Below are 11,012 nucleotides of genomic sequence, written 5' to 3'. Positions count from 1 at the left end.
CCCGGTCCCGGACGGCTGAGTGACGTGTCGTGCGGCTCCGATCCCGGACGGAGTGGCATCGAGCTGTGCGGTGGCGAGTTGTGCGGTGGCAGGCTGTGCGGGTCCGTACCCAGGCGGCACTGTGGCGGGTTGTGCGGTGGCGGGTTGTGCGGTGGTGGGTTGTGCGGTGGCGGGTCGTGCGGGTCCGTACCCGGGCGGCGTGGCGGCGGGCCATGCGGCTCCGTTCCATGGTCGCGTGCCGAAGGACCCCACGGCTCCGTGCCGCGGCGGCAGGGCGAGCGGCGGGGTGAGCGGGGCGCGACGGTGATCGAGCTCGCCATCCTGATGCCGATCGTGCTGGTGGTCGTCTTCCTGATCGTCCAGGTCGCGCTCTGGTTCCACGGCCGTCAGGTCGCCGACGCCGCCGCGCGGGAGGGCGCGCGCGTCGCCAGGACGGCGGGCTCCTCCGACGGCTGGCAGGACGCCGCGGAGGGCAAGGCCCGGCAGATCGTGCAGGCGATCGGCCCGCAACTGCTGCGCGACGCCGAGGCGAAGGCCTGGGAGCAGGGCGACCAGCGGGGCATCGAGGTCACCGGCGACGCCGTACTGGTGGTGCCGCTGCTGCCCGAGATGGCCATCCACATCACCTCGCGCTTCGGCGGGCCCGTCGAGTGCTTCCGCCCGGACGACGGCTCGGAGGGGTGCGAATGACGCTCCGCTCCGCCCCGGCCGCCAACCGTGCCTCGGCTCCCCGCTCCGCCCTGACTCCTCGCTCTGCTCTGTCTCTCCGCTCTGCTCTGTCTCTCCGCTCCGCTCGGGCTTCCCGCTCCACCCCGGCCCCAGGACTCGTCCGGACTCCACGTCTCGCCAGGAAAGGAGAGAGGGGCTCGATGACGGCCGAGACGGTCATGCTCGCCCCGCTCTTCCTGCTGTTCCTGCTGTTCCTGGTCGCGGCGGGCCGGATCGTGGAGGCGCAGGGAGAGGTCAACGGGGCGGCGCGTGACGCCGCGCGGGCCGCCTCGGTGCAGCGCACGCGGTCGGAGGCCGAGTCGGCCGCCAAGGAGGCCGCCGAATCGGCCCTCTCCGGCGAGTGCTCCCCGGAGGTCGACATGTCGGGCACCGAGTGGGAGATGAGCACCGACGACCATCTCGCGGTCGTCCGCGCCACCGTGACCTGCGAGCTCGATCTGGCCGTCCTCGGCTTCGGCGCGGCCAAGCGGATGTCGGGCACCTCGGTCGTGCCGCTGGAGCGGTTCCGGAGGGTGCAGGAATGATCCCTCTTTCCCGCCCCGCCGCCCCGCCGGCCGCCGCCCTCGCGCCAGGCGTTGTTCCGGCGCCGGCCGTCGCCCCCGCACTGGCTGTCGTCCACGCATCGGCTGTCGTCCCCGCATCGGCTGTCGCCTCGGCATCCGGCCGTGCCCCGGCATCGTGCTCCGCTTCGGCACCGGCTTCCGGCCCGGCGCCGGGCGCCGCCCTGCGGCCGGGATCACCGGGTGGAGGTGCGCGTCGTGCGCACCGGGCACGCCGGGCCGTACGGCGGAGAGCGGCGGAGCGGGGCTCCATGTCGGTGTTCGTGGTCCTGTTCTCGGGGGCGGTGTTCCTGCTGGCCGGGTTGCTCGTCGACGGCGGGGCGGCCATCAACGCCCGGCTGAAGGCGGCCGACATCGCCGAGCAGGCCGCCCGCGCCGCCGCCGACCAGATCGACGAGGAGACCCTGCGGGCCTCCGGTCAGGTGCGCCTGCTCGCCGACGACGGCGCGGTGTGCGGCCGGGCCGAGGAGATCACCACGGACCGCGACGCGGAGGGCGTACGCATGACCGACTGCACGGTGGGTGGTGGCCAGGCGGAGGTGACGGTGGGGGTGGCGGTCCACTGGGACGCCTTCTTCCTGTCCGCGCTCGGCTTCGCCGGCTCCGACATGGAGGCCGAGGCCACGGCCGCACCGGATCCGGGGGAGGAATGACGGACAGGTCCACACCGCAGGGCCGGCACTCCGCCCGCGAAGCCCCCGGACAGAAGCCAGGGCAGACACAGGCGCAGACGCAGGGGCAGACCCAGGCGCAGGTGCAGGGGCAGACGCAGTGGCCGGACCGCGCCGCCGCGCCGTCGCGCGGCGTGCCCGGCCGTACGGGCTACGCTCCCGGCCCGTCGTCTGGCCAGGCTCCCGGCCAGTCGTCCGGCCACGTTCCCGGTCAGTCGTCCGGCCACGTTCCCGGCCAGTCGTCCGGCTACGCTCCCGGCCAGGACTACTACCAAACCGTCCGTCAGGACCCGGGCCGGGGACCGCGACCGCGTCCCGAGGGCATGCCGTCCGTGCTGGCACCGCAGCGGGCGCCTGAGCACTGGCGCGACGACCGGACGGCGCGGTCGCGGCCCAGGCGTGGGGCGAAGGACGTGTTCGCCGGCATCGGGGCGTTCATCGCGCTCGTGGGCCTGGTGGGCGGCGTGCCGTACGCGCTGCTCAGGCTGGCCGGGCCGCCGATCAGCGGCGACCTGCTGAACCTCGACCTGTTCACCGACCACGTCGGCCCGGAAACGGTCATCGCGATCCTGGTCCTCCTGGTGTGGCTGGCCTGGTTGCAGTTGTTCCTGTGCGTGGTCGTCGAGGTGTACGCGGGGCTGCGCCGGGTCGGCATGCCGGCCCGGGTGCCGCTGTCGGGCGGCACCCAGGCGCTCGCGAACCGCCTCGTCGGCGCCGTCCTGCTGCTGTTCACGGCGACCGCCGCGGTGGTGCCCATCGCCCGCGCGGGCGCGCCCGTCGTGATCAAGCCGCAGACGGTCGCCGCCGTGTTGTCCGCGCCGGTGCCCCAGACCGAAGCGGACCGGCCGGCCCTGCACGCCAGGGAGGTCAAGAAGGTCTACGTGGTGCAGCCCCCGCACGGGCGTCACCACGAGAGCCTCTGGGAGATCGCGGACAAGTGCCTGGGTGACGGGCGCCGCTATCCGGAGATCTACCGGCTGAACCAGCACAAGGAGCAGCCCGACGGCAGTCGCCTCCACATGGCCGACCTCATCCGCCCCGGTTGGGTGCTCGACATGCCGGACGACGCGAGGAACGTCCACGTCGTGCCCGTCGACGAGGACCGGCCGGAGATCCTCGGGGAGCACCGGAACGCCCCCGCCGAACTCGACGGCACCACCCGTTACGGCGGCGGCGCCGGGGAGGCGGACACCAAGGGCGACGTCCGCGCGCATCCCCGCCCCACTCCCCACCACACGGCCGGCGGCGCCCAGGAGCGCTCGCACGCCACGCCCGACCCGCGCGCCTCGGCCGGCGGAACCGGTTCCCACGGCGGCTCGGCCGGTGGCGAAAGGGACACGACGCTGCCCGACCAGGGCTCGGGAGACACCCCGGCCGGGCCGGGCGGGAACGTGCGGCACACTCCACCGACGGCCGGGCCCGCCACCCCGAGGCCGGAGGGCACCGCTCAGCATCAGGGCGACGCACGGCACGAGCCCGGCAGGGTGACCCCTCAGCCGGGCAAGCCGGGGGTCGTGCTGCCACCGCCCGCGATGCCGCAGGATCCCACCGGCGCGCACTCGCCGGGACACAGCGGCAAGGCCACGACGCCGGACGCGCATGCCACCGGCAAGGCCACGACGCCGGACGCGCATGCCACCGGCAAGGCCACCACGCCGGACGCGCACGCGACGGGCGAGGGGTCACGGACGCCACGGCCGATCACGACCACCACCGCCCAGCCGGCCGCCGTGGGAGAGGCACGACCCACCGAGCACCCGAGCGAGCAGGCGTCCGGGCGAGCGGCCGACCAGCCCGACGCGGGGTCCGCGCGGGAGGAGGGGCAGCCTCGGACGCATGTCCGGCCCGTCGCCGAGGCCACGGCGCCCGGTCACCACGCAACCGCGTCCCCGTCCGCCTCGTCGTCCGCCCCCTCGCCCGGTGCCACGGCCGACGCCCACGGCGCACCCGCCGCGGCGGCCGGCGACCACGACGGAAGCGGGCCCGAGAAGGACGGGCCCGGTGAGGACGGGCGGGGTGAGGACGGGCAGCGGGGCGGGCCGGTGCTCGCCGACTACCTCGCGGCGTCGTCACTGGCGGCGGCCGGGCTGCTGGCCCTGCTCGGCCGCAGGCGGCGGGAGCAACTGTGGCGCAGGGCGTTCGGGCGGCGGATCGCACGGCCACGCGGAGACGCCGCCGAGGCCGAGGTCGCCATCCGCCTCGGCGCCGACGCCCCCGGCAGCCGGATGCTCGACATCGGCCTGCGGCTGCTCGGCCGCCTGCTGGCCGACTCCGGCAGGCGGCCGCCCACCATCTACGCCGTCCACCTGTCCAGCCGGGGCCTCGACCTGTGGATCCACCCGGCCGAGCAGGACGCGCCCGAGCCGTGGGAGGCCTGCGACGGCGGGCAGGTCTGGCGGCTCCCGGCCCACGAGGGGCGCCGCATCGACGAGCACGTGCTCGCCGGGGTGCCCGCGCCCTACCCCGGACTGGTCTCGCTCGGCACCGGTCAGGGCGGCCGGGTCCTGGTCGACCTGGAGGCCGCCCACGGCATCATCGCGATCACCGGCGCGCACACCGTCGCCGCCCTGTCCGCGCTCGCCGTGGAACTCGCCACCAACCGCTGGTCCGACGACATGCGCCTCACGCTCGTCGGTTTCGGCGAGGAGCTCGCCCTGCTCGCGCCCGAGCGGATCAGGACGGCGGGCAGCCTGGCCGAGGTGCTGCCCGAGTTCGAGGAGCGCGGCCGGCACGACGGCGACGTGCTCACCGGCCGTGTGCACAGCCGGGTGGCCGATCCCGCCTACACCCCGCACTACCTGCTGTCGGCCATCCGGCCCGACGAGGACGAGGCGCGCCGGCTGGCGCTGCTCGGCAAGGGCACCCGTACGGCGACCGGCTTCGTGATCGCGGGCGCGGTGCCGCACGCCACCTGGAAGTGGGACATCACCGACGGCGGGCGGACCCGCGTCGACGCCCTGGGCCTGGACATCGAGGCACACCTGCTGCCGCGCAGGCACTACGACGCGGTGGTCGGCCTGTTCCGGACGGCGTTGCGGCAGGAGAGCGAGCCGCTCACCCCCGTGACGGAGCGGCTCAGCGAGGAGCCGCCGGCCATCGAGGTGCGCGTCCTCGGCCCGATCGAGATCAGCCCGGTGAATCCGCTCGAAGAGGGCCGGGCCGCCCTCGCCCACGAACTCGTCGTCTACCTCGCCACGCATCCCGACGGCGTGCATCCGGTCGTCCTGGCCGGGGTGCTGTGGCCGCGCGGCGTGCAGACCGCGGTCCGCGACGCCACCATCGCCCGGGTCGCCGAATGGCTCGGCCGCGACTCCGAGGGGCGTCCCCACCTCTTCGCCGACCGGTCCGGGCGGTTGCGGCTCGGGCCGGAGATCCGTACGGACTGGCGGTTGTTCCAGGACCTCGTACGGCAGGCGAGCGAGTGGGCCGGGACATCCTCCTCGGGCGAGGTCGAAGAGGACCTGCTGAACCGGGCGTTGCGGCTGGTGCGCGGGCCGCTGCTGAGCGGCAGGCCGCCGGACCGGTACGCCTGGCTGGCGGCCGACCCGCTGGAGTACGACGTGACGGCCTGGGTGGCGGACGCGGCGCACCAACTGTGCGAGATCAGGCTGCGGCGCGACGACCCGTACGGCGCGGTCGCGGCGGCCCGCGCCGGCTTGCTGCTCGCGGCCGACGACGAGGGGTTGTGGCGTGACCTGCTCCGCGCCTCGCACGCGACCGGGGAGCCGGTCCGGCTGCGGGCGGTCGTCGACGGCCTGGTGCGCCGCGCGGCCTCCCACCCCTACGGCGGTGGGATGGCCCCGGAGACCGAGGCGCTCATCGACGAGTTGCTGCCCGACTGGCGCCGCACCCTCTCACCTGATCTCCGAACCCAACGTCTCGCCTGAGCGGAGCGCCTGATGCCCGACCCATGCCGATTCGAGCATGACGCTGGATCATCACCGGCGACCCTTTCTAGGGTGGGACCGGCGGGGGATCGCGTACTGCGGAGGACCCCCTTGACGCGTCCGGGACTCGCCACGGCGGCGGCCACACTGCTCGTGTCGGCCTGCGCGCTGCTCACGTCGGCCTGCGCGGCGCCGGACGCGGACCACGGCTTCACCCCCGGTGGCGGCGCGGCCGCGCCCGCCGCGGCCGGTGCGGCGACCGGTGTGACAGGCGACGAGACGGGTGACGGGACGGGTGACGGCGTGATCACGGCGGCGCCCGGCCTGCGGATCGAGATCGATTGGCCGCAGGGGCTCGACCCGGTGCGGTCGGCCGTGGTCAAGGCGTTCGCCGACGACTTCACCGCCCAGTGGCGGGCCGTCGGCACCCTCGGCGAGGACCGGTCGTACACCAAGGGGATCGACCCGGGGTCGTCGGCCTTCCGTGACGCCGACAGATGGGTTCACGGATTCCTCAAGGACAGGCAGTCGGCCCGGGGCGTCGCCAAGGTCTACTCCCTGACCGTGCCCGCGATCATGGGGCGAGGAGCCGAGGCGGACGCCTGCGTCGATCTGACCGGCGTACGGCTGACCGACCAGGAGGGCACCCCGCTGGCAGGTCAGCCCGCCTGGCTGAAACGCCCGCGTGCGGTCTTCCTGCAGACCGCCGGGTTGCGCCGCGGGGACGACGGCGCCTGGCGAATCGCCATGTATCACCACGCGGACTATCCGGACGAGCGCGCTAAGGAGTGCCTCCGTTGACTACAAGACCGACAATCGCGGTGACGTCCCTGCTGGCGGGCGGCATGCTCGCGGTGCTCACGCCGCTTGCCACGCCGCCCGCCTCGGCGGACCCGGGCGCCGGGCCGCACGGCGAGGCCTTCCAGCACGGCAGGAAGGCCGGCGTCAAGCTCACCAACTCGAAGATCACGCTGTCCGGCAGCGGGCTCAGGGGCAAGAGCGACGGCTACAAGATGCCCAATCCGTGCTGGTACGAGCCGAGCATGTCGGCGCAGGAGGCGCGTGACCTCAAGGTGCGGGAGAAGAAGGAGTCGGTGGAGACGGGCGGCGACTACCGGCCGGACCTCGGCGAGTTCTCGAGCAAACTCGACGAGAAGGGCTCGTGGTGGGGAGTCGGCTACAACGCGGGCGACCCCAAGGGGGAGGCGTGCGCGTCCGGGCGTGATCCGCTCGTGTGGGTGCCGGAGGGGGACACACCCGCAGGAGGCATCACGTTCGAGCAGCTCGCGCAGCTCGCCCGGGCCGCGCTGACCGTCCCCCAGCCGACCATCAAGCTGAGCCCGGACGCCAAGAGCTACGTGAACCTGGAGACATGGGTCTGGCTGGACCAGGCCAACCAGGCCCCCAGATCCGTCACCGCCACGCTGCCCGGGGTCATGTCCGCCACCGTCACGGCCACGCCGGACAAGAACGGCATGACGATCAAGCCGGGGACGTCGCCCGACCGGGCTGAGGTCGTCACCACCGGCTGCGGCCAGACCGGCCATCCGTACGTCAAGGGTGGCGATTTCACCTGCGGAGTCCGCTACAAGCGCGCGTCGATCGACCAGCCGCGCAAGGTCTACACCCTCACCGTGACGACCACCTGGAACGTCGTCGGCAACGGCCAGAACCTCGGCGGCGGTGCGGTCGACCCGTTCATCTACGCGCCGCTCAACTACGCGCCGGTCCAGGTGAACGCCCAGCGCGACGTGCCCGTGGGGGAGGTCCAGAGCGTCGTCCAGAAGTGACCGGCCGCCCGGCTCACCGGGCGGCTCGTCAGGCCACTCGCTCGTCAGGCCACGCCGGACTCGTGGGCGAGCAGCCATTCCTTGACCGGCGTGCCGTAGTAGTACCCGCCGTAGCCGCCGGTCGAGGGCAGCACACGGTGGCACGGCACGAACGGGGCGACGAGGTTCTGCGCGCAGGCCGACCCGGCGGCCCGCGCGGCGGTCCTCGGCAGTCCCGCCCGCTCGGCCAGCACGGCGTACGACACGGTGGTGCCGGCGGGCACGGCGCGCAGCGCCTCGTACAGGCGCTGTCTGGTGGGCGTGCCCGGCTGCCGGGCCGGGACCCGGTCGAGGGCGTCGATCTTCCCGTCGAGGTATTCGCGGACGGCCAGCGCCGCGTCGCCCAGGTCGTCCTCCCGCAGGGGGAGGGCCCGTAGCGACGGCGAGAGCCGCGCGTACATCTCGCGGGGATCGGCGGTGAAGCCCGCGGCGACGAGTGCGCCGTCGTGGGCCAGCAGGGCGAGAGGGCCCACCGGGGTGGGCACGATCTGCGTGAGGATCATCGGTTCGTCACGTCCATCTGGTGAGTACGAATCGTGGGCTGAGGCTGTGCGGCGTGGCTCCACAGGTGGACCGCCGCGTACGCGCGCCAGGGCCGCCACCCCTCGGTCTCGCCGGTCGTGATGCCGAGCCGGTCCATGGTCCTGCGCAACACGAGGTCGCCCTCGGGCCAGGCGTCCGGGTCGCGCAGCGCGCGCAGCGCGATGTAGCTCGCCGTCCACGGGCCGATGCCGGGGATCGCCAGCAGCCGGGCCGTGGTGTCGGCCGGGTCCCCGGCGCCGTCGAGGTCGATCTCGCCGGAGGCGACCCCCTCGGCCAGCGCCCTGATCGTGGCGGTCCTGCGGGTGGTGAGCCCGAGGCCGTCCAGATCGGCGTCCGCCAGCCGGTCGGCGGTGGGAAACAGCAGCGGGATCTCGTTCACCGCCTCCGGGGTGGGCTCCCGATCCGTGAGGGAGGACTTCCGGTGAGCGGTGGAAAGGTCCTGCTCCTCGTCGGCGCGGTTCCGGTCCGCGGCGGTGGTGTTCCGGGTGGCGGGGGAAGGGTTCTGCTCCGGGCCGGGGGCTTTTCCGCCCGAGCCGGCGGAGTCCGGGTCCGTGACGGCGGGGGTTCCGGCGCGGGTGGCGATGCGGCCGAGCAGCGTGCGCGCCCCGGCCACCGAGATCTGCTGCCCCACGACGGCGCGGACGGCCGCCTCGAACCCGTCGTACGCCCCCGGCACCCGCAGGCCCGGCCGGGCCTCGACCAGTGGCGCGAGCGACGTGCGGCCGAGGATCTCCCGCACCGCCCCCGGGTCGGCGTCCAGGTCGAGCAGCCGGCGGCACCGCGCCACCAGCGGCGACAGGCGGTGGGCCTCGGTGGTCCGCACCGTGAGCCTGACGTGGTCCGCGGCGGGCCGCAGGGTGATCGAGCCGCCCGGGACGGCTCGGGTGTACGCCGCGACGTCCGTGCCGGACCAGCGGACCGTCTCCACTCCCGGGATCGCCCGGGCGGCGAGGAAGCGCAGGACCGACTGCGCGTCGTACGGCTGCCGGTGGCCGAGCCGCAGGGTCAGGCCGCTCGCGGGGGAGCAGAGGGCCCCGCCGCCGACCGGCCCGTTGCCTTTGCGCAGCTCGCCCGGCGCGAAGCCGTACGACTCCTTCATGGCCGCGTTGAACTGCCGTACGCTCCCGAACCCGGCGGCGAACGCGACGTCAGTGATCGGCAGAGTGGTCTCGGTGAGCAGTTGCTTGGCGAGCAGCAGCCGCCGGGTGCGGGCGACGGCGAGGGGTCCGGCGCCGAGTTCGGCGGCGAACAGGCGATGGAGATGGCGCTCGGTCACGTGCAGGCGCCGGGCCAGCCCGGCGACGCCGGAGTCGTCGGCGACGCCGTCGTCGATCAGCCGCAGCGCGCGTCCCACCAGGTCGGCGCGTACGTCCCAGCCGGGGTCACCCGGGCTGAGCTCCGGGCGGCAGCGGCGGCAGGGCCGGAATCCGGCGGCCTCGGCCGCGGCGGCGTGCCGGTAGAAGCGGACGTTTCCCCGTCCGGGCGTGCGGGCCGGGCAGATCGGGCGGCAGTAGATGCCGGTGGTCGTGACAGCCGTGTAGAAACGCCCGTCGAAACGGGAGTCCCGGGCGGACACGGCCAGGTAGCACGCGTCGAAGTCGAGCTGTCGGGTGGTGGTCACGCACACGACGTTATGCCCAGGCCACCGATGCGGGCTCGCGGAAATCGGACGTGGACGTCACACCGAATCATCGAGGCCGAACGCTCAGGAGTGGTCGCGCTCGCGCGAGGCCGGGCGGTGCGGCGCCGGGCCATGCTCTCGCGCGGGACGGGAGGTCGGTGTCACTTGCTGGAGATGCCGACCCCGAGGTCGAACTCGCGGTACACCCGGGCCCAGAAGCCGTCGCGCAGCCACACGCGCGCCTCGGGATAGGGCCGCAGGGAATGGCCGAGTTCCTTCTCGGCCTCGATGAGCAGTTCGGTGTCGATCACCGTGGGCAGGATCGGGCCGGGCAGCAGGTCGCGGATGTTGTCCCGGCCGCGGGTCAGTATCCATTTCTGCGCGACGTGCTCGCCGACCTCCTCCACGTGGGGCCGGCCCGGGCCCAGCTTGGAGGTCTGGCCGACCGGCGTCTTCGGCGGCATCGGCTTGGCGCGGCCCGCGAAGACCTGGGCGGGCGACGGCGCGGGCGTGACGGGCACCGGCACGGGAGCGCGGGTGAAGAACGGACGCAGGAAGTCGGCGCTCAGGATCTCGACAGTGTCCGACTCCCAGACGAGCCGTTCGGCCTGGTTCGTCCCGAACGGCGGCTCGACGCCCCACAGGTGGACGCGAACGCCGTACGCCTGGGCGGCCTCCACGGCGGGCACCATGTCCTCGTCACCGGCGATCAGCACGGTGTCGTTCACGGCGTGATGCCGGGCGAGCGCCTCCAGGTCGCTGCGGATCTGCGCGTCCACGCCCTTCTGCTGGCCACGGGCGTTCAGGTTGCCGAGCCGCACCTTGACCCAGGGCAGCTGGGCGATCACCCGCTGGTCCACGGTGGGCACCCGGTCGCGTGCGGCATCGTACCAGTACACCCGCAGCAGTTCACCCGAGATGCGGTCCACAGCATGCTTCTGCAGCGACTGGATCAACTCGTCCGCGGCGACGCGGTACTCCTTACGCTCCTTGGCGCCTAAGAGAACTTCACCGGCAGCGGCGTAAAGGTAACCGACGTCCACCAGAACGGCATACTTTGCGGCGATCCCATGTGCGCTGAAGTCCGGGATGGCCATGGTGTCCTCCAGGACTCGTCACTAGATGATCAGGCGACTATATTCCCCCGCTTTCTAGATAGTCCCAACTCTTGG

At 73.8% G+C, this 11,012-nt stretch carries 9 protein-coding genes; 6 read left to right on the top strand and 3 right to left on the bottom strand.

Features of this window, described 5'->3' with window-relative positions; translation table 11 throughout:
• Nucleotides 1-258: 258 nt before the first annotated feature.
• The 6 genes from HHX33_RS35690 (at nucleotide 259) to HHX33_RS07510 (ending at nucleotide 7,637) form a co-directional block, all read left to right on the top strand.
• Nucleotides 259-690 (top strand): TadE/TadG family type IV pilus assembly protein, encoded by a 432-nt coding sequence (locus HHX33_RS35690; RefSeq protein ID WP_310741261.1) that lies wholly within the window; start codon nucleotides 259-261, stop codon nucleotides 688-690.
• A gap of 179 nt (nucleotides 691-869) precedes the next feature.
• A complete protein-coding gene (locus tag HHX33_RS07530; protein ID WP_165900496.1) occupies nucleotides 870-1,253 on the top strand; it encodes a TadE/TadG family type IV pilus assembly protein in 384 nt (127 codons plus the stop codon).
• Between the two features lie 287 nt (nucleotides 1,254-1,540).
• A complete protein-coding gene (locus tag HHX33_RS07525) occupies nucleotides 1,541-1,942 on the top strand; it encodes a pilus assembly protein TadG-related protein (protein ID WP_111698292.1) in 402 nt (133 codons plus the stop codon).
• Nucleotides 1,939-5,847 (top strand): bacterial transcriptional activator domain-containing protein, encoded by a 3,909-nt coding sequence (locus tag HHX33_RS07520; protein WP_182873978.1) that lies wholly within the window; start codon nucleotides 1,939-1,941, stop codon nucleotides 5,845-5,847. The genes HHX33_RS07525 and HHX33_RS07520 overlap by 4 nt, the downstream gene beginning before the upstream one ends.
• A gap of 111 nt (nucleotides 5,848-5,958) precedes the next feature.
• A complete protein-coding gene (locus tag HHX33_RS07515) occupies nucleotides 5,959-6,648 on the top strand; it encodes a hypothetical protein (RefSeq protein WP_182873977.1) in 690 nt (229 codons plus the stop codon).
• Nucleotides 6,636-7,637, top strand: coding sequence for a hypothetical protein (locus tag HHX33_RS07510; protein ID WP_396784355.1), 1,002 nt, complete (start codon nucleotides 6,636-6,638; stop codon nucleotides 7,635-7,637). Before HHX33_RS07515 ends, HHX33_RS07510 begins: the two co-directional genes overlap by 13 nt.
• Nucleotides 7,638-7,681: 44 nt before the next feature.
• On the opposite strand, the gene HHX33_RS07505 is transcribed toward HHX33_RS07510, so the two are convergent.
• From HHX33_RS07505 to HHX33_RS07495, 3 genes are all read right to left on the bottom strand, one after another.
• Entirely contained in the window at nucleotides 7,682-8,179 is a 498-nt protein-coding gene (locus tag HHX33_RS07505) for a methylated-DNA--[protein]-cysteine S-methyltransferase (RefSeq protein WP_138460610.1), read from the bottom strand.
• The gene (locus HHX33_RS07500) at nucleotides 8,176-9,840 is read right to left on the bottom strand and encodes a DNA-3-methyladenine glycosylase 2 family protein (RefSeq protein WP_182873975.1); all 1,665 of its coding nucleotides are present in this window, start codon (nucleotides 9,838-9,840) and stop codon (nucleotides 8,176-8,178) included. The genes HHX33_RS07505 and HHX33_RS07500 overlap by 4 nt, the downstream gene beginning before the upstream one ends.
• Before the next feature lie 161 nt (nucleotides 9,841-10,001).
• Nucleotides 10,002-10,937 (bottom strand): NYN domain-containing protein, encoded by a 936-nt coding sequence (locus HHX33_RS07495; protein ID WP_111698282.1) that lies wholly within the window; start codon nucleotides 10,935-10,937, stop codon nucleotides 10,002-10,004.
• Nucleotides 10,938-11,012: the final 75 nt, after the last annotated feature.

This window comes from Microbispora sp. H10670, assembly GCF_014161385.1.
GTDB classification, from domain to species: Bacteria; Actinomycetota; Actinomycetes; order Streptosporangiales; family Streptosporangiaceae; genus Microbispora; species Microbispora triticiradicis.
This window is presented reverse-complemented; position numbering and strand designations above follow the sequence as displayed.

What these genes read in the sequence shown, in the direction of transcription:
- HHX33_RS07525 (WP_111698292.1), top strand. Translation starts at nt 1,541, where the DNA reads ATGTCGGTGTTCGTGGTCCTGTTCTCGGGGGCGGTGTTCCTGCTGGCC.
- HHX33_RS07495 (WP_111698282.1), bottom strand. Translation starts at nt 10,937, where the DNA reads ATGGCCATCCCGGACTTCAGCGCACATGGGATCGCCGCAAAGTATGCC.
- HHX33_RS07530 (WP_165900496.1), top strand. Translation starts at nt 870, where the DNA reads ATGACGGCCGAGACGGTCATGCTCGCCCCGCTCTTCCTGCTGTTCCTG.
- HHX33_RS07505 (WP_138460610.1), bottom strand. Translation starts at nt 8,179, where the DNA reads ATGATCCTCACGCAGATCGTGCCCACCCCGGTGGGCCCTCTCGCCCTG.
- HHX33_RS07520 (WP_182873978.1), top strand. Translation starts at nt 1,939, where the DNA reads ATGACGGACAGGTCCACACCGCAGGGCCGGCACTCCGCCCGCGAAGCC.